This window comes from Pseudomonas sp. URMO17WK12:I6, from assembly GCF_003253625.1.
Classification (GTDB): Bacteria; Pseudomonadota; Gammaproteobacteria; order Pseudomonadales; family Pseudomonadaceae; genus Aquipseudomonas.
Map to the genome: position 1 here is coordinate 178899 of NZ_QKYZ01000010.1, position 21949 is coordinate 200847.

Consider the following 21949-nt stretch of genomic DNA (forward strand, 5'->3'; position numbering starts at 1 on the left):
ATTTCGATAAGTCTCTAGACAAAAAAACAGGCACACGCTGCTAATGCCTGTCAGTTAAGAAATTTGAGCAACGAAAATCCTGTGGGAGCGTGCGGTGCGGCGATCCCACAGGGCTATAAAATGCTTCAGCGAGACGGCGGGCTGGGCCAGTGGCGAATCGTGCCGCGCCAGTTTTCATAGGTCTTGCCGAGCCGAAGCAACCACTGGTCTGCGAAGCGCGGAGCGATCATCTGCAGGCCGATCGGCATGCCTTGGTCGGTAAAGCCGCAGTTGATTGACAGGGCTGGCTGCTCGCCCATGTTCCACGGCACAGTGAAGACGATGTGCTCGAACGGCAGGCGCGGGTCATTGGTGGGCGAGGCCCATTCAGCCGCAAAGGCACTGACCTGGTTGGTCGGCGACAACACCAGGTCGACATTATGAAAGACCTCGGCTGCCCGGCGCCGGATTTCGAACGTCTGGTTGAACCCCTCAACCGCCTGCACGGCGCTCAGGTTCTCGGCCGCTGCCGCCCAGTCGCGAATGTAGGGCAAGACCTGATCGAACCGTTCGGGGCTCAGGGCCTGCAACTGACTCCACTGTCGCGCCTGCCAGAATTGATCCAGGCCCTGGAGCACAGCGCGGTCCATCAGTGGCTTGATCTGACGTACCTGGGCGCCCCTGCTTTCGAATAGGCGAGCCGCTTCCCGAACCGCCGAGCACACCTGTTCGTCTGGTTGAATGCCACAGCCAGGATCGAGCATCAGACCGATTTTCAGCCCTTGGACCGACAACTGTCCCAGGGCCCAATCGCCTTGTTCCGGTAGCAGGCTGGTGGCATCCCGCGCATCGGGGCGGGACAGGTAGCGCATCATCAGCGCACAGTCATCCATGCTGCGGGTCATGGGGCCGGCACAACGGCCGGTGTAATAGGGGTCGATGGGGATGCGCCCGAGTGTCGGCTTGAATCCCACCAGGGCGCACCAGGCTGCGGGCAAACGGACCGACCCGCCGATGTCGGTGCCGACATGCAGCGGCCCATAGCCGGCCGCTGCCGCCGCCGCCGCGCCGGCACTGGAGCCTCCGGGATTGTTCGCCAGGTTCCAGGGATTGCGTGTCACGCCGTGGAAACTCGACAGCCCCGACGACAACATCCCGTAGTCCGGAACCGTTGTCTTGCCCAGGACTATCGCTCCGGCCTCACGCATCCGCGCCGCCGGTGGTGCGTCGGCTGTGGCCGGGATCAGCTCGGTCGCGGCGCAGCCCAGGGGAATGCAGTCGCCTTGCGTCGCTATCAACTCCTTGAGTGTCACGGGTAAACCATCGAGCAGACCACGGGGTTGGCCCCGGCTCCAGCGCTCGCTGGCGGCAGCCGCCAGTTCCCGGACCCGTTGCGGGTCAAAGGCGTACAAGGCATTAAGATGGGGTTCCCAGCGCTCGATGTGGGCCAGCAAATGGTCGTAGTATTCCAGCGGTGACAGTTCCTTGCTGGCGAACAACACCAACAGTTGCACCGCCGATAGATCATGCAAATCGTTGACGCAGCTCATGCCAATTGCCGTCCTTTGGTATTCAGGGGCCAGCGCCGCGACCGGCGGCGCGAAAAGGTCAGGCTCAGGCGCCTGGAACCACCGAAACGTCAGCCACCGACGAGGAGCGAAAGCCGAAGAACAACGCCATGAGTGCCCCGACGGCCCCCATGACCACGCAATAGCCTACGCAGACCCAAGGGCTCCACGGCATCAGTCCGATCAGCAGAAGCGGTGTGGTACTGGCCCAGAGTGCATAGGCAATATTGTAGGTAAAGGAGATACCGGACACCCGGATCCGGGTCGGAAACAACCCCACCATTACCGAGGGCACCGCACCCACTACGCCGCAGGTCAGGCCGGCCAGCGCATAGGCCACGCTGATCCAGTAGCTGCCACTGATCAGGCTGGCGTAAAGCACCGCGGTCCCCACCGGCAGCAGCAGGCTATAAACCAGCACCGCGCGCCAGGCGCCGATCCGGTCCACCAGTAATCCAGCCAGTACACAGCCGATATTCAGGAACACAATGCCCAGGCTGCTCAGCGCGAACGTATGGCTGGCGCTCATGCCGAAGCTTTTCTGCATGACAGTCGGGGTGATCACCACCAGCACCACCACCGCCGATGTCAACACACAGGTCAAAAGCATCGCCGGCAGGATGGATTTGCGGTGATCGCGCAATACTGTCCGTAATGGAAACTCCGCATCCAACTCACGTCGCGCCTGCAAGGCCATGAACACCGGGGTTTCACTCAGCCAGCGCCGCAGCCAGACCCCGATCACCCCGAATACACCACCCAGCAGGAAGGGGAGGCGCCAGGCGAAGTCGAGTATCTCGGCGGGGCTATAGAGCCGCGCCAGGAGGGTTGCGGTCAGTGCCCCCAGCAGATAGCCAAATGTTAATCCGGCCTGCAGCACACCCAGGGCATAGCCACGACGCCTGACCGGGGCATGCTCGGCCACGAACACCCAGGCGCTAGGCACTTCGCCGCCCACAGCGGCACCTTGCAGCACCCGCAACAGAAGCAGCGTCAAGGGCGCCCAGTAACCGATCTGTTCGTAGGTCGGCATGATTCCGATCAACAGGCAGGGCAAAGCCATCATCAGGATGCTCAGGCTGAACACCCGCTTGCGCCCCACCCGGTCTGCGAAATGCGCCATCAGGATGCCGCCCAGCGGACGTGCCAGATAGCCGGTGACGAAAATTCCGAAACTTTGCAGCAAGCGCAGCCACTCAGGCATCTCTGGCGGAAAGAACAACTGGCTGAGGGTCAGGGCGAAGAACACAAAGATGATGAAGTCGTAGATTTCCAGCGCACCACCCAGCGCCGCCAGGCCGAGGGTCTTGTAGTCAGACCGGGAAAAGCGACCGGGTTGTGGATCAATGTGGGCCGTCATAAAGGGACTCTAAACAGGAACTCATGAAAACTCGCGACTGAAACAGCATTCGAAACCACGCCCTTGAACAGGCAGTGTCGTTCGAATGAAGCCATCAGGTACATAGCCGGTAATGGTCCATCCAATTACCGGGCGGGACAACCAGACAATGCATCTGGGTTGCTTTTTAGGGCAAATCTGTACATTGAGTTTTTGCGTGTTTAACCAATAATCGGGCACTTCCTAACCCTGGATATTGAGCGCAACATGGAAGAAATTCAGCGTAATTTCGACGATTTTAATCACCCGGACGTTGAAGCGATCGCGATTATCCGCGGTCGCGTGTTGCAGGCATTGCAACAATATTTGCTGGAGCGCGACTTCAAGCAGCTGATGCCCATTCTCATGTCGCCCATCACTGACCCCTTGAACCATGCGGTCTACCCCGCTGAACTCCAGTACGAAACGCGGCGCCTGAAACTGACCGCCAGCATGATCTTCCATAAACAGCTGGCATTGACCGCCAGAGGTCATGACAAGATATTTATCGTGGCGCCGAACATTCGTCTGGAAAAAGCCGAGATCAAGGATTCGGAGAACCACTTGCTGGAATTCTCCCAGTTCGACTTCGAAATACGTGGCGGCAACATGCACCAGGTCATGGCGCTGATCGAAGGCTTGATCAAGCACACCTTCGCCGAGGTCAGGCAACACTGCTCGGCCCAGCTGGCCCACCTCAATCGCCAGCTGCCGCACTACGAGACGCACTTTCCGATATACAGCTCGGACGAGTTGCGCGCCGAGTATGGCGACGACTTCGAGAAGATCATGTCGGCCAAGGCCCACACGCCGTTCTTCGTCACCAACTACCGCCGGGAATTCTATGATCGCGAAACACCCGGCAAGCGCGGCCAGTACAACAACTACGACCTGATCTATCCCGACAGCTATGGCGAAGCCCTGTCGGGTGCCGAACGAGAGTTCGAGTACGAACAGATCATCTACCGCATGGAAGAGTTGTCGATGGACCTTGCGCCCTTCGCCAATTACCTCCAAGTCGCCAAGCGCGGCCTGCTTCATCCGAGCGCCGGCGGCGGGCTGGGGATCGAGCGACTGCTGAAGTTTATCTGCGGCAAACGTCGCATCCGCGATGTTGCGCTGTTCGACCGCACCGTCGGTACCAGCTTCCTGTTCTGACCCACCGTCACTTTTGCGCTGCCCCGCTTTCAGGCGGCGGCAGGCGCTGCTCTGGAGAAAAACCATGCCCGCGTTGCGTATCCACTGGTGCTCACCGCTCGACAGCGGTCAACAAAAGGCTTCCGAGAAATACAACACTGGTGCCCTGGACTTTGCCGGTATTGTCGACTTCGCTCAGGAAGCCGATGAGTTGGGGATCGACTCGCTGCTGATGGGTATCAGCTACCACATGCCTGACCCGCTGCCAATGATCGGCGCCCTGGTCCGAGAGACCAGCCGAGTCAAATTCATCCTGGCGTATCGCCCCGGCCTGCTGCCGCCGACGTTGTTCACGCAGATCGTCAATACCGTGTCGTGGATGTCCGACAAGCGTATTGCATTGAACCTGGTCGCCGGTATTTCCCCCGATGAACAAGCCTTTTATGGCGACTTCGTGGCCCACGATGGACGTTATGAACGCACCAGCGAATTCCTCGAGATTTTGCATCGTTTCTGGAAAGGCGAAACGCCCCTGACCCATCACGGCGCTCATTACCGTATCGAGCAAGCGCAATTGGGACTGCCTTTCAAGGACAACGAACGTCCACACATCTATTTGAGTGGCGCTTCGGAAATCGCCCAGCAGATCGCCGTGAAACACAGCGATTGCTGGTTACGCTACGGCGACACGCCGCAGGGTATCGCCGAGGCCAGCCGGGCAGTGCTCGAGGCGGGTTGTTCGGTGGGGATTCGCATGCATGTGCTGGCTCGGGAAACCCGTGCGCAAGCCCTGTCGGCCGTTGAAAGCATGATGGAAAACCCGGATGAGCAGCATCGCGAATGGGTTCGTCAGTTCGTCGGGCGTTGCGACTCCGAAGCCGTCAAGACTTCGTTCCGTCTGGCCGACAAGGCTGAACATGACTGGCTGTCGCCAATGCTCTGGTCCGGTGCCGTGGCCTACCGTGGCGGCCCGGCGCTGTGCGTGGTCGGCAGCTATCAGGAAGTGGCCGAATATCTGCTGGAATACAAGAAAGTAGGGGTCAGCGAGTTCATCTTTTCCGGCTGGCCGACTCGTGACGAAATGCGCGGTTTCTGTCGCCATGTGTTGCCACGCCTGCGCAAGCTCGAGGCCGAACTGGAAAGCCAGCATGCATGACACAGCCCGGTTGCGGCGTTTCGGTGCCGGCCTGCTGTTCGCGCTGTTGGCGGAACAAACGGTGCTGTTCGCAGTACCGTTGATGATCTTCCAGCTCACCGGCAATGTCCGTTACTCCGGAGTGGCGTTCGCTCTGGAGTGGCTACCGGCACTGCTGGCCTATCCGTTTGCCGGACTGCTGGCGGACCGCTTCGGCGGGCGTCTGCTGTTTCGCCACGCCAATACCGCGCGAGCGGTGAGCCTGGGGTTGACTGCCGGGGTCTGCTGGTATGCGCCAATGCTTACGGTCTGGGCCTTGATCGGCAACGGCATCGTGCTCTCGCTGCTGATGGCGCCGGTGCGTATGGCGGTGGAAAAGAGCGTACCGCTGATCGCTGGCCCCGAACGCCTGGCCCACTGCCAGTCCCTGGTGCAGAACATGGAGCTGCTGGCCATGGCGCTGGGCCCGGCGCTGGCGGCACTGCTGGCGATGTACGCCGACAAGCGCCTGCTTCTGGGGCTGGCGGCGCTGGCATTCGCCGCGGCGGGTGTGTGTTGGAAAGGCCTGCCCAATACCCAGTCGGCCAGCCCGCCGAAGAGCATCCGCAAGGACCTGGTCCTGGGCTGGAGTCTGTTATTGAACAATCCGCCGGTCTTATCCCTGGCGCTGCTCAATTTCACCATCAACCTGGCCTTTGCCTGCGTTCTGAGTGCCAATGCCTTTGTCATCAGTGGCGTGTTCGGTGCCGCCGACGGGGTGTTCGGCCTGATGAACGCCGGGGCCGGTGCACTGGGCTTGCTCAATTTCATTCTGGTGCCGCGGCTGTTGGCGCGGATGTCGATCTACCGCCTCGGTACATGGGGGTTTGCCTTGCTCTGCCTGGGCCTGATCTGTATGGGCGCGGCCAGCGGTGTAGCGCTCTATGCCATCAGTTTTCTCCTGGCGATGGCCGGCTGTGCCTTGTTCAACGTGTTCAATCGGACTCAGCGTATCAAGGCGATTGCCGCCGACCACTTGGGCAAGGTGATGGGCCCGTTCTACCTGGTCAACCTGCTGTCCTACCCATTGGGCGGCCTGCTGACCGCCAGTATCGGCCATGAGTACGGAGTCCAGACATTGATCCTGGCCCTCGCGCTGCTGCTCGCCATCCCCGGCGCCTTGCTGTTCAACCTGACCACCCGGCGCTTTCGCACCGCTCTGGACTTTCCCCCCTCAGCCATGGAGGCAACGCAATGAAAGGATCGCAAGACTGCCTGATTGCAACCGTCGAATCGGATTCGCACATGTGGAATCTGGTTTATCTGCAGCTGTGGTTGGCGGAGCACGGTTTCAACGTCAAGAACCTCGGCAGTTGCACTCCGGTGGAGGTGGTTCTCGCCACCCTTGAGCTGCGGCGCACGCAATTGTTGGTGGTCAGCAGCGTCAACGGCCATGGACATTTCCAGGGGCTGGAGCTGATTCGTCAGGTGCGTCAACAGCACCCGGATCTGCATTGTGTCATCGGTGGCAAGTTGACCACCTCGGAAGACCACACGCGGGCGGTTCGCCAGGAGCTGCTGGCCGCCGGTTTCAACGAGGTGTTCATCGGCCCCGACGCCATCGAGAACTTCGAAAACTACCTGAACACCCTTGAGCGCTCGAAACCTGCGCTCGTCCTGGGTACCGGCACGGCACCGTGCTGGACCTGAGTCCAGCCCTCTTTTTTTCACAGGATCGAATCGATGCATATCGTTATCGTCAATCGCTGGCCGCGTTTCCAGGACCCAAGTCGCTGGGACAATGAACTGACCCGCTACGAAGAGTTCTTCGATCATCAGCGACATCGGATCAGCTATGTGGTCGACGGCCTTGGCGCCGAGGGCGTACTGGCCCCCCGGGAGCACATCGCCCATCTGGTACAGGTCGATGACGTCAATCAGTACCCTCAGTTGTTGGCAGGCGTTCAGGAAATCATCGATCGCGTCGGTCCCGTGGACCAATTGATCGCGCTGTCGGAGTTCACTCTGGAGATCGCGGCGTGGGTACGACAGACCCTGAACATTCCTGGTCACGGCCTGGAGCAGGTGGCGGTTTACCGCGACAAGGCACGAATGAAAGAAGTCCTCCAGGAACACGGCCTGGCGGTGCCACCGTTCATTCGCTGCAATGACGTGAAACAGGCGCTGGAGTTCGCCGATGTTGTCGGCTATCCAGTGATCGTCAAACCGGTGGATGGCGCCGCCAGCATCGGCGTCGCCAAGGTCGAGGACGCCCAGGCCCTGCGCGTGATACTCAGCGAAGTGGACCTGGGGCGCTATGAAGTCGAGGCCTTCATCCAGGGCCAGACTTATCACATCGACGGTTTCACCGATGACAGCGCCGGGGTGCCTTTCCAGGTGGTGTCGCGCTATATCAACAGCTGCCTGGATTTCGCCAACGCCAAACCGCTGGGTTCAGTGATCCTCCAGTCTTCGGAGTTGCGCACCCGGATCGAAGTCTTCAGCGAGTCCTGCCTGCGGGCATTGGACCTGCGCAACAGCGCCTTTCACCTGGAGATATTCGTCGAGGCGGATGGCTCGCTAGTGTTCCTTGAAGTGGGAGCCCGGGTGGGCGGCGCCGAAGTGCCACATCTGATCAACAAAGTCTTCGGTGTGAACCTCTATGAGCATTGGCTCAAAGGCCTGGCCGGTGAGCGCGTGCCCTTGCCGACGATCCAGGCGGATCCCAGCGGTGGCTGGCTGGTCGTCCCCAAACCGGCACAACTGCCATGCCGGGTAATCGAGGCGCAAACGCTGCGCCCGCACCTGAACTCGCTCTGGCGAGAACTGCTGCCCCGGCCCGGACAGATCCTTGAAGCCGGCGGCAGCTACGACGCCCTGCACAGCGGTCGCTTCATTTTCACCGACGCGAGCGAAATGGATATCGAGAGCGACATCCAGCACGCGATCAAGAACTTTCACTTCCAGGCCGAACCGATATGAACATTGCCATTACCTCTGAAATGGCCGACGCCCCCTTGCTCGGCGAGTTGAATCGCTACCTCAGTGCGGTGGACCGACGTGCCGTCGCCACCCTGGGGGAACGGTTGGTCGATGCCGCTGGCGGTGTTGACGGGCTCGCGGACTACAAGCTGATGGTGGCCTATGGCGGCGGCAAGGACAGTTCCTACACCGTATCGCTGATCCGCGCCGTGCAACTGCACCTGAACGTACTGCATGGCCGCACCTTCTTCTTGCGCATTGCCAATATGCGTCACGCCGGGGTCCCGGATGCGGTCATGGCGAACATCGACCGGGTCTATCGGGCCCTGCACCTGTATGACGATCCTCGGGTCGAGATGCTGGTGGTCGATCACCAGCAGATTCGCCCGTTCGAACGTCACTTGCCATTCCCTGGGCAGGTGCGCGCGATGAACCGCTTCGATGTGCTGATGAACGGCCATCGTACCGCTGGCGACGGCCGCCCGACGTTCTGTAACAGTTGCAACCTGGCGGTCGCCGACTTCTACGGGCGTGCGGCCTGGTGGCAAGGCGGTGTCGACGCGGTGGTCACGGGTGATTCGCGCAAGGAACAGAAGCATTACTTCACTTGGATCATGCGCCTGGCCCAACGTTTGGGGCTGAACGTCGACGAGTGTCGGCGCCAGGGATTTCGCGGCCTGCTCCAGGCCCTTGATGGGGTGGCCCAGGTGTATTTCGTCGAACTGTTCGGTGAGGGCTTCGACGAACAGCGGGCTGAACGTAGGGTGGCCAGCGGCAGCGAAAGCGCCGACCCGGACTTCATCAGCATCTACGACCTGGTGAGCTACCGGGTGGAAGACCACTGGGAGTTGATTACCGAGTTTCTCGATTTCCGCTTCGAAGAACTGGCGTTCAGTTTCACCGAATCAGACTGCGCCAACCCCATGCTGATGGCGCACTTTCGCGGGCTCAAGGCGCAGTACGTACAGGGTCGTCACTACCATGACGGTATCAGCGAATACCTAGAGTTGGCCCAGGGCTTGATGCGCAAAAAGGAAATGCCCCAGCGCCTGATCGACCTGGCACTGTCGGCCTACGCCGGTGCCGAAGGCAAGGACGCTCGTCGAGCGCTGGCGAATCGTTTCGCCAACGAGGCGTTCGGGCTCGACGAGATACAACTGACTTGTCTGCAGTTCGCGCCCTTCGTCGAGCGTGGCCGCGAGCTGTCGAGCTTCATCACGACCTGTCACCCTGAGCGTCTGGCAGATCTGGAGGACCTTCACGGCGTTCTGGCCGGTAGTCGCCAGAACAGCGCTCTGAGCCTGTGGCTGAACCAGGTCAGCGGCTTGCCGTTGCCGGCGCTACGTAGTCTGTACGCCCATCAACAGATCGATTTCGATAGCGACAGCAGCCTGATTGCCCGGGTTCGCGCCGGTGATCCGCATAAGGGCCGGATAACCCGTTTCGACCCGGCCACGGGTGAAAACGTGGTTGAACTGGTGTCGGGGCGCTAAGTGATGGACATGACAGGAGGTCATTTCCAGCGCTTCATCGAGCAGGCCCGGGAACGGCGCGAACTGGTGGTGCAACCACGCATGGGCTTCGGCGGACTGGCGCCGATGCGCGCCGGGTTGGCTGCAGTGGCCGGGTTGCCTTGCGCCACCATCGGAACCATCACCCTGGACAGCTACACCCGGGTCGGTGATTACCAGAGCGCGCTGCAGTGCCTGAACAGCGACAGCCCACTGAACGGTTTCCCGATCATCAGCCATCCGCTGGAAGCGGTGCGTGGCATGCTCGATGGGCTCTACGGCCCGTCGTTCCCGATCCAGGTCCGCCATGGCACCGCCCAACCGCAGCATGTTTTCAAGCGGTTGGCGGCCCTCGGACTCGACGCCACCGAAGGCGGCCCGGTGTCCTACTGCATGCCTTACAGCCGTTTGCCACTGGCGCGGGCAGTCGAGGCTTGGGCGCAAAGTTGTCAGTTGCTGGCCGATGCCACTGCCCATGGTCATATCGAGAGCTTCGGCGGTTGTTTGCTGGGTCAGCTGTGCCCGCCGTCAATGCTGATCGCGATGACCTTGCTCGAGGCTTTGTTCTTTCGCCAGCAGGGCATTCGCAGCGTCTCGTTAAGCTACGCCCAAGGCACGTCCATGGCCCAGGATTTCGGAGCTTTGCAGGCCCTGCGCGAACTGGCTGCCGACTATCTGGACGGCGTCCATTGGCATGTCGTGGTGTATTCCTACATGGGGGTCTTTCCCTCCACCGGTCATGGTGCTCGCCGCCTGATCTATGACAGTGCGCGCCTGACCCAGGCTGCCGGCTGCGAGCGATTGATCGTCAAGACCGTTGCCGAATCCCGGCAGATTCCATCGGTCGAGGACAACCTCGAAGCCCTGGCAATGGCGGCCGAAGCCGCCGCGGGCGACGCATTGGAGATCGACCCGGTCAGTGAAGGCTATCGCCAGGAAGTGTTGTTCGAGGCACGGCAACTGGTGGAAAGCACGCTGGACCTGCACACCGATATTGGCGTCGCGTTACTCCAGGCTTTCGCCCGTGGGCGGCTCGACATTCCCTACTGCCTGCACCCCGACAACCCTGGCCGCGCCACGACCCGCATTGACGACCACGGTGCCTTGCGTTGGGGCAATGTCGGTGGCCTGCCGTTGCCCCAGAGCTGCGGTCTTTCTTCGATCGGACCGGGTATTACCTCGTCCGAATTGTTCCAGATGTTGCATTACACGGTGAACCGTTATGACCAACCCTTGCACTGACTCCACTTTGGCGCCGCTGATTCTGGTCGACGCCTATTCCACCGGCGCTCTGCTGGCCCAGGCTTTGGCGGAGCATCGCCCACTGCTGCATGTGCGTTCACGCAACGACATGCCACCGGCCTTTGCCGCGAGTTGCCCGCAGACACTGTTCCGCGTGCACTACGGCGTACATGAGGAAGGCCTTGAACCGTTGCTGGAAAAGCTCGCGGCCCAGGCGCCAGCGGCGGTGTTGACCGGCAGCGAATTTGGTGTCGAATTGGCGGATTTGCTGGCCGCCCGTCTCGGCCTGCCCGGTAATGATCCCGAATACTCTGCCGCCCGTCGTGACAAATCACTGATGGCCGAACAGGTCGCTGCTGCCGGATTGCCGGTGGCTGCGCAACTGCGTACCGCCTCCAGCGCAGAGGCTCTGGCCTGGTTCCAGGCTCGTGGCGAATCGACGGTGGTGGTCAAGCCACTGGACAGTGCGGGCTCCGATAATGTGTTCATCTGTCACGATGCCGCTCAACTGCATGCGGCCATCGACTGCATTCTCGGCGCTACTAACCTGATGATGCGCAGCAACCGGGCGCTGTTGTTGCAGGAATACCTGGAGGGCGACGAGTACGTTATCAACAGTGTCAGTCATCAGGGCGAGCACTGGATCACTGATGTCTGGAAATGCACCAAGACGTTGAGCGCCGACGGTCGCAAGATCTATGACCGTGAAGACCTGTTGCCCGCCGATGCGCCGGAGCTTGATGGGCTGATCGATTACGTCGAAGGCGTGCTCGATGCCTTGGCCATCACCCACGGTCCGGCCCATACCGAAGTGATCCTCACGACTCGCGGCCCGCGCCTGCTGGAAACCGGTGCCCGTCTTTCCGGGCTGGCCAACCCACCGGCGCTGCAAGCGGCGACTGGCAACGACCAGGTCGCGCTGACCTGCACCAGCTATCTGGAGCCGGCCCGACTGGCATCGTTTCCCAAGCGCTATCGCTTGCAGCAGCACGCCCGCGGACTAAACCTGATCGCCCGCCATAGCGGCGTCTTCGCCCAACTCGATGTACGCAAGCGCCTGGAGGCTCTGCCGAGCTTTTACAACGCGCGCTTTCGTTTTACCGAAGGTCGCCCAAAAACGCCGACCATCGACCTCAACAGCTCGCCGGGTGCCGTATTCCTTGTGCACCCGAGCGCCGACAGAATCCGCCAGGACCATGAAACCTGGCGTGAATGGGAGAAAGACTGGTTGTAGTGACAGACGCCCCATCCCCGGGGTTTTCAATCATCACAGGAAGACACTTATGAGCGCTCATACCCGTACTAAACGATTGACGGTTCCGCAACTGGTCGCGATGAAGGGCCAACAGAAAATCGTATCCCTTACGGCGTACTCCAGCTCTATTGCCAGGTTGATAGACCCAATCGTCGATTTCATTCTGGTCGGTGACTCTACTGCTATGGTCGGCTATGGTCGGGCCTCGACGCTGAGTATGCAGCTCGAAGAAATCATCGGACACACCCGGGCCGTGGTCGACAGCACGCGCCTGTCTTGCGTCATCGCCGACATGCCTTTCGGCAGCTATCAGGAATCTAACGAACAGGCCTTTCGCAATTGCGCGCAGGTCCTGGCGCGCACCGGTTGCGATGCCGTCAAGCTGGAAGCCAACAAGGCCCTGGCGGGTACCGTCGAGTTTCTGGTGGCACGCGGTATTCCGGTCATGGCCCACGTCGGGCTGATGCCGCAGTTCGTCAATGTCATGGGAGGGTTCAAGGCCCAGGGCCTGACCGCCGAAGCCGGTGCGATGATTGCCGAGGACGCTCGGGCCAACCTCGAAGCCGGTGCCTTCAGTCTGCTGCTCGAGGGGGTGGCCGAAGGCGTGGCCCGGCAAATTACCCTGGATTCGAAAATGCCCACCATCGGCATTGGCGCCTCACCGGCCTGTGACGGCCAGGTGCTGGTGACCGAGGACGTGCTGGGTCTGGGCGGTGAACAGGTGCCGCGCTTCGTCAAGCAGTACGCTGATGTCGGCGCGGTGATTCGCGGCGCTTGTGAGCGTTTTGCCGAAGAGGTGCGCGATGGCCGCTTCCCTGAATCGCGGCATTGCTATGGGCTCTAGGCATAGCTATGGTTCTTCGCTGATAGCCTGGGCCAGTTTCTTCAGGGCCAGGGGAATATCCTTGCTCCAGTCGAGGGTGTAGCTCAGGCGCACGTGATGCCGCCAGGCCCCCTGCTGGCTGAATATTTCCCCGGGGGCGATAACGATGCGCTGGGCCAGCAAGCGCTCGAACACCCGCCGCATGTCCACCGAGTGTCTGGCCTCGAGCCAGAAGGTCGCTCCGCCTTGCGGGGCGACAACCCGTAACTGGCCATCGCCGTGCGCCTCCAGCAAGGCCTCCATCCGTTTCATCCGGTCCAGCAGCATGGCCCGCAGCACCATTAGATGCTGGTCGATGCGCTTGGAGCTGAAGAGTTTGGCGATCGCTTTCTGACGGATCGGCGACAGACGAAATGCCCGTTCCAGAAATAGCCGATGCAACTGAGGCCCGTGTCGGCGACACAGTACATAACCATAGGGCGCTTCCGAGCCGATGATCTTGTCGAAGGTTGAGAACACCAGCAGCTTTTCCGGATCGGCAAAATCGCGATAGCGCGCGGGTTTGGGAGAGAAATAGAACTCGCCATAGCTGTCGTTTTCGAACAGCCAGACATCCCGCTCCGCCAGCCAGCGACAGATTTGCTGTTTATCCTGCGCCGGCATCAGCTTGCCTTGGGGAATATTCACGGTCGACGACAGCACCGCCAGCCGAATGGGCTCACGCCTGAGCAACTCACTGAGCGTGGACAGATCGAAGCGTCCATCCTCGCCGAGCGGGACTTCGATCACGCGAATCTTTGCTGCCTGCAACTGACGCAGGATCGCCCATGAGCAAGGCGACTCCACCAGCGCCACAGTGCCACCCAGATTCAAGGCGCTGAGGGACAACTCCAGCACACTGCGCAGGTCCGAGCCGATAAACACGTGCTCGGCCTGCCAGTAGCTGTGAGTGGAACGGGTGTAGCGGTCGGCCAGGGCGCCGCGTAACTCGGGCTCGCCGAACGGCTGATAGAGTGGCGCATGGGAGCGCGGGTATTGCCGGGCCAGTTCGCGCTCCATCATCAACAACGGGTTTTCCAGCGACAACAACATCGCCGGCGCGTCGCTGCTCAGGGCCAGCATCCCCGGCTGGCGCGCGTTGGAGAATACGCTGTCCAGCAGATTGGGCGAGCCCTCGTTCAATAAGGGGGCCGGCATCGCCTTGGTGAAATAACCGAACTTGGGTTTGGCATAGATCCGTCCCTCGTCTTCGAGAAGCGAATAGGCGTACTTGGTCGTCGACACCGACACATTCAGGCGCCGGGCCAGTTGCCGCAAGGACGGCAATTTCTGTTCACGTTCCGAATTGGCGGTTTCGATCAGCTCGACCAGATAGCGGTACACCGCCTGATAGGCGAAAGAGGCGTCTTTGGTTGTAACCAGGCTCACTTGTTGAAATTCCTGTGTGCCCACTGCACGAAAACGCTGGCGACCTGAAGCGGCAAGCCTGAGGTATGTTTTTCCAGGTGTTCAAGTCCGGCGATGATCTGGGACCTGATGGCAATGCCATCAAGCAAAACCAGGAGACACTCGAAAGGAAATGGCATGCTCTTCATCCCTGTAGTGATTGCCAATAAAACTATTCTTGCATAACTGGGCAGCGTTCCCGCGTTACCGGACAGGCTACGGATGGAGGAGGGGGGGTGTCCCAATATGCAAAATCCCCGTATCAGCGAGTGATTACGGGGATTTTGTGTCTATCGAGGTCCGTGGAAAACCACGGTTCCTCTTTACACGTTAAACCGGAAGTCGAGGCTGCAGGGGCCGTGGCTGAAGGGATGTTTGCGCTGGAATCAGAAATATAGTCACCCCCGTATACACTTTAATGTTGGCTACTCTTTTTTCAGGTCTTGATGCGCGGTTTGTCCCGCTTCCTGTAGATAAGTCATCCAGAGAGTGAATCACGGACCCGTTCCCGCAGGCGGCGCATGCCATCGGCCGTCGCGCAAGAAAAACGCAAGAGTGACTGGAATCGTGCATTTTTAATCATTTTTAATCATTTTTATTTTTTAACTATATATATAGTAGTTGCTTCCATAGCGAATTCTTTGCGCCATATCGAATCTGCACCAAAAAGGAATTTACATAATGATCTCTAACGAAAGAGGGTTTTGGACTAGCGCTGCGCGTCATGTGAAAGGAAAAGATTCTATTGATGCAGTCCAGGTCAAGCAATGGATCAAGAACTTAGTGGTTTCGCTGGTCGGCTTGGCCATGTTAGATACGGGAACGGAACAGCAAATGAAAGCCTGAACATTCTTTTCGTATTCTGCGCATTTTGTTTGGCCGCCTCGTCAATCTACGGTTCCTGTAATCGACGATGTATTTTGTAGTCAAATCCAACTGGAGAAGTAATATGTCCGTCAATCTCGTCATCAGCTTTAATGTAAAAGAAGAAAAGCTGCAATCGTTCAAGGACATCATGAACGACGTGAAGATCAATCTGCCGAAGGTGGACGGTTGCCAAACGGTCAAGATCCTCAACCACTTGGAGGATCCACTCGCGTTCACGCTAGTGGAAGCCTGGGATTCGCGTGAAATGCACGGCACCCACGTCGACCAGATGATCTCGAGCGGTCAGTGGAGCGTCATCGTCGAGCATCTGAGCAGTGCACCGGTCAGCGGCTACTTCAGCGAAGTTTGATACCGTAACGTCAGCGGCAGGGCGCGTGCGGCGAGTCCGGCTGCGCCTCCGGCGCCATCTCGGGCATACACGAGCTATTTGCTGTTATGTATTTTCTGCTATTTTCCTGGATATCCTCTTCCGTCCCGAACGTCCTACACGCTTGGGCAGCAGCATGTCGCGCTGCTGGATACCGTCCTGTCCAAATGGGGCGGCCAATTTGTTGAGAAGCCATAGCAATGACACTCGAAGTAGTACCGGCGGCGCTTTATTCGATGCGCAACGTAAAGCCAATCCTCGCTGACGGTAGCTCGTCCATCCTCCATAAAACGCTTGAAACGAACCTGGAAAACAAGGCGATCTATATCGCCACGCCGTTGATCGTCTACATCAAGCAGGGCAAGCAGATTATTCGCGACTATGACGCCATGGCCAATGTCGTCGACGAGAATCATTTGATTTTCCTCTCCAAAGGCATTTACACGGTATCGGACTACGTCACTGGCAGCGATATCTTCGAGGCGGTGCTGCTGTTTTTCGACGACAAGCTGATCGCCAAATACCTGTCGCGTGCGGCCGGCACAGGTAATTCGCATACGGACGTCCTGCAGAAAAACGTGCACGGCACTTATACCCTGCACGCCAATGAACAGATTCAGCGCTATATCGATTCGCTGAATTATGTCTACAAGGGCGCGGAGGGCTCCGACGCGCTGCTGGAATTGAAACTGCTCGAACTACTGCACCTGATCGCCATCCAGGACAAGTCCTTCCGTTTCCTGCGCGAGCTGTCCTGCGGCGGCAGCCGCAAACGCCGCCTCATCACCGACTTCATGGAGCAGTACTATTCGCACAAGCTGAAGATTGAAGATTATGCCCTGCTGACGGGACGCAGCGTGTCGACCTTTATCCGCGACTTCAGGCGCAGCTACAACACCACCCCGAACCGCTGGATCATCGAAAAAAAAGTCGACATCGCGCATCAGCTGTTGACGGCTAAAAATTATTCCGTCACCGACGCGGCTGCGGAGGTGGGATATGAAAATACCTCCCACTTCATCAAGGTCTACAAGCAACGGTACGGTGTCACGCCGAAGAAAGCCAAGACCTTCGCAGCAGAACTGTAGCGCGACAAGGCCCAAGCCCCCGCTGCCGCGACAGGGTGTTGTTTGGCCTGTCACAACAGTCGGTTCCTGACCGAAAGCCCTCATCCATAATGCACGCGGCTGACTGCGTCAGAGTGTTTGGATGCGCTATTGGGGCAAGCCATTGCTCACGTTGAAGTCGAACGTATTCCCAGGGAGCGGATACCCAGTGCTGCGACCGCTGTATGACGTTTTGTCAGTCAATCTGTATCTAACGTTCCCCCTTTGACCACCCTACTATCGCAGCCTTGGTCTTGGCGGTTCCCTATGCGTATGACGCGCTGCGACTCGGCTGCGCGCGCTATCTGCTCTACCTTGCCTGGCAAGCGGTCAAGTCCAACACGCCGACCACGGCAGTATGCTGGCGCAATACATCGTGCTTGGTTTTACACAGATCGTCATTAGCGTGAGCGTCAACGCGCTGATTGCCGTCATGGCTGGCGCCATCGTGACATTTCTCGCCAGCAGGCCCGTGTGGCAGATCGTGCAACGCTGGCTGATGGGGACGGGGACGGTCCTCGCGAGCTGGCCATGTGCATGGCCGTAGAAGGGCGGCGCTGAACCGGGCTGTTTGCGGTTGGCGCGGCGCGGTAAACCTGCGTCACCCGGATTTGAGAGCGGCCCCTGTGCATCGCGCCAGGCGCACTAGAAAAAGATCCGAGCGGGTTATCGAAAGCCCCTGACCAACCACCCTGAACGATAAGGACATGAAATGTTGCGCATATTGGGTAAGGCATCGTCGATCAATGTACGAAAGGTGCTTTGGGCATGCGCCGAGATCGAAATCCCCTTTGAGCGAGAGGATTGGGGGGCTGGTTTCAAGTCGACGCGCACGCCCAAATTCATTTCGCTGAACCCCAACGCAACGGTGCCGGTGATCCTGGACGACGACTTCGTGCTCTGGGAGTCAAACTCGATCATTCGGTATTTGGCGTCTCGCTATAACGGAGGTCATTTTTACCCGGTCCAACCGAGAGCAAGAGCGCGGGTGGACCAATGGATAGACTGGCAAGCGTCGGACCTCAACAGATCGTGGACGTATGCCTTCATGTCGTTGGTCAGGCATTCGCCTGACCATCAGGACAGCAGAGCCTTGGCAGCCGCTTGCAGCCTGTGGTCAAGGCACATGGAGATCCTGAATCGACAACTCGAATCAACAGGAGCCTACATCAGTGAAGACGGTTTTTCTCTCGCAGACATACCGATAGGCCTGTCGGTTAACCGATGGTTTGAAACACCGCTCGATCATCCAGACTTTCCTGCTGTAAGTGCCTATTACGAACGGTTGAGTCGTCGACCTGGCTACCTCCTGCATGGAAGAAACGGGACTCCGTAATAGTTCAGCATGGTGTCAGGCGGCGCCAGGGACATTTGTTCCCATTGCCTCCTCCACGGTCAACCGGCAGTTGCTGCAGTCGGCCAAGGGGGCGGTGGTCATGGCCGGCATGAACGCTGGTGTGCAGGCCGGTGGAGGCGCCGCAATCTACATGGGCTATCTGTTCTAGTCGCGCATAGCAGGTCGATATAACGCCCAAAAAAAAGCCGCGAATCAACGCGGCTTCTTCGATGCCAACAACGCTACACGTTGAAACGGAAGTGCATCACGTCGCCGTCTTTAACGATGTAGTCCTTGCCTTCCAGACGCCATTTACCGGCTTCTTTGGTGCCGGCTTCGCCCTTGTACTGGATGAAGTCGTCGTAGGCGATGACTTCGGCGCGGATGAAGCCTTTTTCGAAGTCGGTGTGGATCACGCCGGCGGCTTGCGGTGCGGTAGCACCGACGCGGACGGTCCAGGCGCGGACTTCTTCGACACCGGCGGTGAAGTAGGTCTGCAGGTGCAGCATTTCGTAGCCGGCGCGGATTACGCGGTTCAGGCCAGGCTCTTCGAGGCCGAGGGCTTCGAGGAACATGTCTTTCTCTTCGCCGTCTTCCAGTTCGGCGATCTCGGCTTCGATCTTGTTGCAGACCGGAACCACCACGGCGCCTTCTTCTTCGGCGATGGCCTTGACCACGTCCAGCAGCGGGTTGTTTTCGAAACCGTCTTCAGCGACGTTGGCGATGTACATGACCGGCTTGGTGGTCAGCAGGTGGAAACCGCGAATCACCTGCTTCTCATCGGTGCTCATGTTTTTCATCAGGCTGCGCGCAGGCTTGCCCAGGGTGAAGTGAGCGATCAGCTGCTCCAGCAGGCCTTTCTGGACCACTGCGTCCTTGTCACCGCCCTTGGCGTTACGAGCGACTTTCTGCAGCTGCTTCTCGCAGCTGTCGAGGTCGGCGAAGATCAGTTCCAGGTCGATGATTTCGATGTCGCGTTTCGGGTCGACGCTGTTGGAGACGTGAATCACGTTCTCGTCTTCGAAGCAGCGGACCACGTGGGCAATGGCATCGGTCTCGCGGATGTTGGCGAGGAACTTGTTGCCCAGGCCTTCACCTTTCGAGGCGCCGGCCACCAGGCCTGCGATGTCGACGAATTCCATGGTGGTCGGCAGGATACGCTTGGGCTTGACGATGGCCGCCAAGGCTTCCAGGCGCGGATCCGGCATCGGCACGATACCGCTGTTGGGCTCGATGGTGCAGAAGGGGAAGTTCTCGGCCGCGATCCCGGACTTGGTCAGGGCGTTGAACAGGGTGGACTTGCCGACGTTAGGCAGGCCGACGATGCCGCAATTGAATCCCATGGTGTTTCCCCTCGGGTAAGAGTCAGGCCTTCTGGCTGTGCAGGTTTTTCATCGCGCGGTTCCATTCCCCGGCGAGGATATCCGGCAGCACGCCGAGGGCAAAGTCGATGCTGGCATCGAGTTTTTCCTGTTCGGCGCGTGGCGCACGACCCAGGACGAAGTTTGAAACCATACTGGCAACGCCCGGGTGGCCAATGCCAAGCCGCAGGCGGTGAAAGGTATTCTGATTGCCCAGTTGCGCAATGATGTCGCGCAACCCGTTATGACCGCCATGGCCGCCGCCCTGTTTGAGCTTGGCAACGCCCGGAGGCAGGTCGAGTTCGTCATGCGCCACCAGAATTTCTTCCGGCTTTATGCGAAAGAAGCCGGCAAGTGCCGCTACGGCCTGGCCGCTGCGGTTCATGTAAGTGGTGGGAATCAGTAGACGAACATCCTGACCCTGGTGCGAATAGCGCCCGGTCAGGCCGAAATATTTGCGATCGGCCACAAGGTTGACACCCTGCGCCTGCGCGATGCGCTCAACAAAAAGGGCCCCTGCGTTATGCCGGGTCTGTTCGTATTCAGCGCCTGGATTTCCCAGGCCAACGATCAGTTTGATGGCAGTCACGATAGGGGCCCTTCCTTGAAGTGGTGGATAACATCGCCGCCATCAGGGAGTGCGGCGAAAGTGGACGACAAGTGCTCATTTACCATTATGTAAACTCCGCGTTCTCGCCCGCTTTCTCGCTACGCTCTAGTCCGCGATGTTTCCGGTCACTCCGGCGTACAGAGTGAAATTACTCTGCAGCGCCTTCTGCAGCTTCTGGAGCAACACGTGGAGCGTGAACGTTGGCAACAGCCAGGTCGTTACCGTGAGCCAGAGCAACAAATTCAACGCCTTTAGGAGCGCTGATGTCGGACAGGTGAATGATCGAGCCGACTTCGGCGTTAGCCAGGTCAACTTCGATGAATTCAGGCAGGTCTTTCGGCAGGCAGGACACTTCGATTTCAGCAACAACGTGCGAAATCTCGCCGCCTTTCTTCACCGGAGCAGCTTCGTTGATGAAGTGCACTGGAACGATAGCGGTCAGCTTTTGGCCAGCAACTACGCGTACGAAGTCAGCGTGCATCACGTGGCCTTTGGCCGGGTGACGCTGCAGAGCCTTGATGATTACGTTTTGCTTGGTGCCGCCAACGTTCAGCTCGATGATGTGGCTGTAAGCCGCTTCGTTTTCGAGCAGTTTGGCAACTTCTTTAGCCAGCATGCTGATGGATTCAGGGGCTTTTTCGCCACCGTAAACTACAGCTGGAACCAGGCTTGCGAGACGACGCAGGCGGCGGCTCGCACCTTTCCCCAGGTCGGAACGCACTTCAGCATTCAGAGTAAAATCGTTCATGTTGTATCTCCAAAATAACCACATTCGCCCCAGCGTTTGCGACCAGCGCTAAAGGCGATATGGGCAAAAAAGCCCCGCCCCGACATGAATGCCGGGGCGGGGCGCTTTTCGTCAACAGGATGTAATGAAAAGGGCAGGGCCCTTAACGGAACATCGCGCTGATCGATTCTTCATTGCTGATGCGGCGGACCGCCTCGGCAACTACCGGTGCGATATCCAGTTGGCGGATACGCGCACAGGCTTGTGCTGCAGCGGACAGCGGGATGGTGTTCGTCACCACCAGCTCGTCCAGCACGGAATTTTCAATGTTTTCGATCGCCCGACCCGACAGCACAGGGTGCGTGCAGTAGGCGAAAACCTTGGCAGCGCCATGCTCTTTCAAGGCCTTGGCCGCGTGACACAGAGTGCCGGCGGTATCGACCATGTCATCGACCAGAATACAGGTACGCCCTTCGACATCACCGATGATATGCATCACTTCAGAGTGATTGGCTTTCTCACGGCGTTTGTCGATGATCCCGAGATCCACGCCCAGGGATTTGGCAACAGCCCGTGCACGCACGACGCCGCCAATGTCCGGGGACACGATCATCAGGTTTTCGAAGCGCTGATCTTCAATGTCATCCACCAGTACCGGGGAGCCGTAGATGTTATCTACCGGAATATCGAAGAAACCCTGGATTTGGTCAGCATGCAGATCAACCGTGAGAACACGGTCGATGCCGACTACGGTAAGCATGTCAGCAACGACTTTCGCGCTGATAGCCACACGTGCGGAACGCGGACGGCGATCCTGACGGGCATAACCAAAGTAAGGAATAACAGCAGTGATACGAGTAGCCGAGGAGCGGCGGAAGGCATCAGCCATCACTACCAGTTCCATCAGGTTATCGTTGGTCGGAGCGCAAGTCGGCTGAATAATGAAGACATCCTTACCGCGGACGTTTTCATTGATCTCGGCTGTAATTTCGCCGTCGGAAAACTTACCGACAGAGATGTCACCGAGAGGGATATGCAGCTGACGTACGACACGCCGAGCCAGATCGGGGTTAGCGTTCCCCGTAAAGACCATCATCTTGGACACGCGCAGTACCTGAA

At 59.0% G+C, this 21949-nt stretch carries 21 protein-coding genes and 1 pseudogene; 14 read left to right on the forward strand and 8 right to left on the reverse strand.

The window, feature by feature from the left end:
• Window positions 1–125: 125 nt before the first annotated feature.
• Both F475_RS19295 and F475_RS19300 read right to left on the reverse strand, forming a co-directional pair.
• Window positions 126–1529 carry an amidase gene (locus F475_RS19295; protein ID WP_111454511.1) on the reverse strand — a complete coding sequence of 468 codons (1404 nt, stop codon included), beginning with the start codon at window positions 1527–1529 and terminating at the stop codon, window positions 126–128.
• Window positions 1530–1593: 64 nt separating this feature from the next.
• Window positions 1594–2907 carry an MFS transporter gene (locus F475_RS19300; protein WP_111454512.1) on the reverse strand — a complete coding sequence of 438 codons (1314 nt, stop codon included), beginning with the start codon at window positions 2905–2907 and terminating at the stop codon, window positions 1594–1596.
• Between the two features lie 246 nt (window positions 2908–3153).
• On the opposite strand from F475_RS19300, the gene F475_RS19305 reads away from it, so the two are divergent.
• The 9 genes from F475_RS19305 to panB all read left to right on the forward strand — a co-directional run bounded on the left by F475_RS19305 (window position 3154) and on the right by panB (window position 13010).
• The gene (locus F475_RS19305) at window positions 3154–4083 is read left to right on the forward strand and encodes an asparagine synthetase A (RefSeq protein ID WP_018929550.1); all 930 of its coding nucleotides are present in this window, start codon (window positions 3154–3156) and stop codon (window positions 4081–4083) included.
• A 64-nt stretch (window positions 4084–4147) separates the two neighbouring features.
• A complete protein-coding gene (locus tag F475_RS19310; protein ID WP_018929551.1) occupies window positions 4148–5218 on the forward strand; it encodes an LLM class flavin-dependent oxidoreductase in 1071 nt (356 codons plus the stop codon).
• Entirely contained in the window at window positions 5211–6434 is a 1224-nt protein-coding gene (locus F475_RS19315; protein ID WP_064616173.1) for an MFS transporter, read from the forward strand. Before F475_RS19310 ends, F475_RS19315 begins: the two co-directional genes overlap by 8 nt.
• A complete protein-coding gene (locus F475_RS19320; protein ID WP_018929553.1) occupies window positions 6431–6886 on the forward strand; it encodes a cobalamin B12-binding domain-containing protein in 456 nt (151 codons plus the stop codon). The genes F475_RS19315 and F475_RS19320 overlap by 4 nt, the downstream gene beginning before the upstream one ends.
• Before the next feature lie 33 nt (window positions 6887–6919).
• Window positions 6920–8158, forward strand: coding sequence for an acetyl-CoA carboxylase biotin carboxylase subunit family protein (locus tag F475_RS19325; protein ID WP_064616174.1), 1239 nt, complete (start codon window positions 6920–6922; stop codon window positions 8156–8158).
• A complete protein-coding gene (locus tag F475_RS19330) occupies window positions 8155–9651 on the forward strand; it encodes a hypothetical protein (RefSeq protein WP_111454513.1) in 1497 nt (498 codons plus the stop codon). Before F475_RS19325 ends, F475_RS19330 begins: the two co-directional genes overlap by 4 nt.
• 3 nt (window positions 9652–9654) lie before the next feature.
• Window positions 9655–10911: a hypothetical protein gene (locus tag F475_RS19335; RefSeq protein ID WP_018929556.1), complete on the forward strand. Its 1257-nt coding sequence runs from the start codon at window positions 9655–9657 to the stop codon at window positions 10909–10911.
• Window positions 10892–12145: an ATP-grasp domain-containing protein gene (locus tag F475_RS19340; protein ID WP_018929557.1), complete on the forward strand. Its 1254-nt coding sequence runs from the start codon at window positions 10892–10894 to the stop codon at window positions 12143–12145. The genes F475_RS19335 and F475_RS19340 overlap by 20 nt, the downstream gene beginning before the upstream one ends.
• 49 nt (window positions 12146–12194) lie before the next feature.
• Window positions 12195–13010 (forward strand): 3-methyl-2-oxobutanoate hydroxymethyltransferase, encoded by an 816-nt coding sequence (panB, locus tag F475_RS19345; RefSeq protein WP_018929558.1) that lies wholly within the window; start codon window positions 12195–12197, stop codon window positions 13008–13010.
• Window positions 13011–13016: 6 nt separating this feature from the next.
• Here panB and F475_RS19350 read toward each other — a convergent pair whose 3' ends face one another.
• Complete coding sequence (locus F475_RS19350; protein WP_018929559.1) at window positions 13017–14417, reverse strand: PLP-dependent aminotransferase family protein; 1401 nt, start codon at window positions 14415–14417, stop codon at window positions 13017–13019.
• Complete coding sequence (locus tag F475_RS30495) at window positions 14414–14575, reverse strand: hypothetical protein (RefSeq protein ID WP_018929560.1); 162 nt, start codon at window positions 14573–14575, stop codon at window positions 14414–14416. The genes F475_RS19350 and F475_RS30495 overlap by 4 nt, the downstream gene beginning before the upstream one ends.
• A gap of 541 nt (window positions 14576–15116) precedes the next feature.
• Here F475_RS30495 and F475_RS30500 point away from each other — a divergent pair.
• From F475_RS30500 to F475_RS19370, 5 genes and pseudogenes are all read left to right on the forward strand, one after another.
• Window positions 15117–15281 carry a hypothetical protein gene (locus tag F475_RS30500; protein WP_177431117.1) on the forward strand — a complete coding sequence of 55 codons (165 nt, stop codon included), beginning with the start codon at window positions 15117–15119 and terminating at the stop codon, window positions 15279–15281.
• 103 nt (window positions 15282–15384) lie between these two features.
• Complete coding sequence (locus F475_RS19355) at window positions 15385–15672, forward strand: putative quinol monooxygenase (RefSeq protein WP_018929562.1); 288 nt, start codon at window positions 15385–15387, stop codon at window positions 15670–15672.
• A gap of 218 nt (window positions 15673–15890) precedes the next feature.
• Window positions 15891–16778 (forward strand): AraC family transcriptional regulator, encoded by an 888-nt coding sequence (locus F475_RS19360; protein ID WP_086946017.1) that lies wholly within the window; start codon window positions 15891–15893, stop codon window positions 16776–16778.
• A 257-nt stretch (window positions 16779–17035) separates the two neighbouring features.
• Window positions 17036–17357: pseudogene (locus F475_RS19365) on the forward strand (LysE family translocator); the annotation flags it as partial.
• A 151-nt stretch (window positions 17358–17508) separates the two neighbouring features.
• Window positions 17509–18132: a glutathione S-transferase family protein gene (locus F475_RS19370; protein ID WP_086946018.1), complete on the forward strand. Its 624-nt coding sequence runs from the start codon at window positions 17509–17511 to the stop codon at window positions 18130–18132.
• Between the two features lie 242 nt (window positions 18133–18374).
• Here the strand turns inward: F475_RS19370 and ychF are convergent, their stop codons facing one another.
• The 4 genes from ychF to F475_RS19390 all read right to left on the reverse strand — a co-directional run bounded on the left by ychF (window position 18375) and on the right by F475_RS19390 (window position 21935).
• Window positions 18375–19475: a redox-regulated ATPase YchF gene (gene ychF, locus F475_RS19375; RefSeq protein ID WP_018929566.1), complete on the reverse strand. Its 1101-nt coding sequence runs from the start codon at window positions 19473–19475 to the stop codon at window positions 18375–18377.
• Between the two features lie 22 nt (window positions 19476–19497).
• Complete coding sequence (gene pth, locus F475_RS19380) at window positions 19498–20082, reverse strand: aminoacyl-tRNA hydrolase (protein WP_008074178.1); 585 nt, start codon at window positions 20080–20082, stop codon at window positions 19498–19500.
• Window positions 20083–20251: 169 nt separating this feature from the next.
• The gene (locus tag F475_RS19385; protein ID WP_018929567.1) at window positions 20252–20851 is read right to left on the reverse strand and encodes a 50S ribosomal protein L25/general stress protein Ctc; all 600 of its coding nucleotides are present in this window, start codon (window positions 20849–20851) and stop codon (window positions 20252–20254) included.
• Window positions 20852–20993: 142 nt separating this feature from the next.
• Window positions 20994–21935, reverse strand: coding sequence for a ribose-phosphate pyrophosphokinase (locus F475_RS19390; RefSeq protein ID WP_003171603.1), 942 nt, complete (start codon window positions 21933–21935; stop codon window positions 20994–20996).
• Window positions 21936–21949: the final 14 nt, after the last annotated feature.

What these genes read in the sequence shown, in the direction of transcription:
- ychF (WP_018929566.1), bottom strand. Translation starts at nt 19,475, where the DNA reads ATGGGATTCAATTGCGGCATCGTCGGCCTGCCTAACGTCGGCAAGTCC.
- F475_RS19300 (WP_111454512.1), bottom strand. Translation starts at nt 2,907, where the DNA reads ATGACGGCCCACATTGATCCACAACCCGGTCGCTTTTCCCGGTCTGAC.
- F475_RS19360 (WP_086946017.1), top strand. Translation starts at nt 15,891, where the DNA reads ATGACACTCGAAGTAGTACCGGCGGCGCTTTATTCGATGCGCAACGTA.
- F475_RS19330 (WP_111454513.1), top strand. Translation starts at nt 8,155, where the DNA reads ATGAACATTGCCATTACCTCTGAAATGGCCGACGCCCCCTTGCTCGGC.
- F475_RS30495 (WP_018929560.1), bottom strand. Translation starts at nt 14,575, where the DNA reads ATGCCATTTCCTTTCGAGTGTCTCCTGGTTTTGCTTGATGGCATTGCC.
- F475_RS19335 (WP_018929556.1), top strand. Translation starts at nt 9,655, where the DNA reads ATGGACATGACAGGAGGTCATTTCCAGCGCTTCATCGAGCAGGCCCGG.
- F475_RS19370 (WP_086946018.1), top strand. Translation starts at nt 17,509, where the DNA reads ATGTTGCGCATATTGGGTAAGGCATCGTCGATCAATGTACGAAAGGTG.
- F475_RS19305 (WP_018929550.1), top strand. Translation starts at nt 3,154, where the DNA reads ATGGAAGAAATTCAGCGTAATTTCGACGATTTTAATCACCCGGACGTT.
- F475_RS30500 (WP_177431117.1), top strand. Translation starts at nt 15,117, where the DNA reads ATGATCTCTAACGAAAGAGGGTTTTGGACTAGCGCTGCGCGTCATGTG.
- F475_RS19340 (WP_018929557.1), top strand. Translation starts at nt 10,892, where the DNA reads ATGACCAACCCTTGCACTGACTCCACTTTGGCGCCGCTGATTCTGGTC.
- F475_RS19295 (WP_111454511.1), bottom strand. Translation starts at nt 1,529, where the DNA reads ATGAGCTGCGTCAACGATTTGCATGATCTATCGGCGGTGCAACTGTTG.
- F475_RS19315 (WP_064616173.1), top strand. Translation starts at nt 5,211, where the DNA reads ATGCATGACACAGCCCGGTTGCGGCGTTTCGGTGCCGGCCTGCTGTTC.
- F475_RS19310 (WP_018929551.1), top strand. Translation starts at nt 4,148, where the DNA reads ATGCCCGCGTTGCGTATCCACTGGTGCTCACCGCTCGACAGCGGTCAA.
- panB (WP_018929558.1), top strand. Translation starts at nt 12,195, where the DNA reads ATGAGCGCTCATACCCGTACTAAACGATTGACGGTTCCGCAACTGGTC.
- F475_RS19325 (WP_064616174.1), top strand. Translation starts at nt 6,920, where the DNA reads ATGCATATCGTTATCGTCAATCGCTGGCCGCGTTTCCAGGACCCAAGT.
- F475_RS19385 (WP_018929567.1), bottom strand. Translation starts at nt 20,851, where the DNA reads ATGAACGATTTTACTCTGAATGCTGAAGTGCGTTCCGACCTGGGGAAA.
- F475_RS19355 (WP_018929562.1), top strand. Translation starts at nt 15,385, where the DNA reads ATGTCCGTCAATCTCGTCATCAGCTTTAATGTAAAAGAAGAAAAGCTG.
- F475_RS19320 (WP_018929553.1), top strand. Translation starts at nt 6,431, where the DNA reads ATGAAAGGATCGCAAGACTGCCTGATTGCAACCGTCGAATCGGATTCG.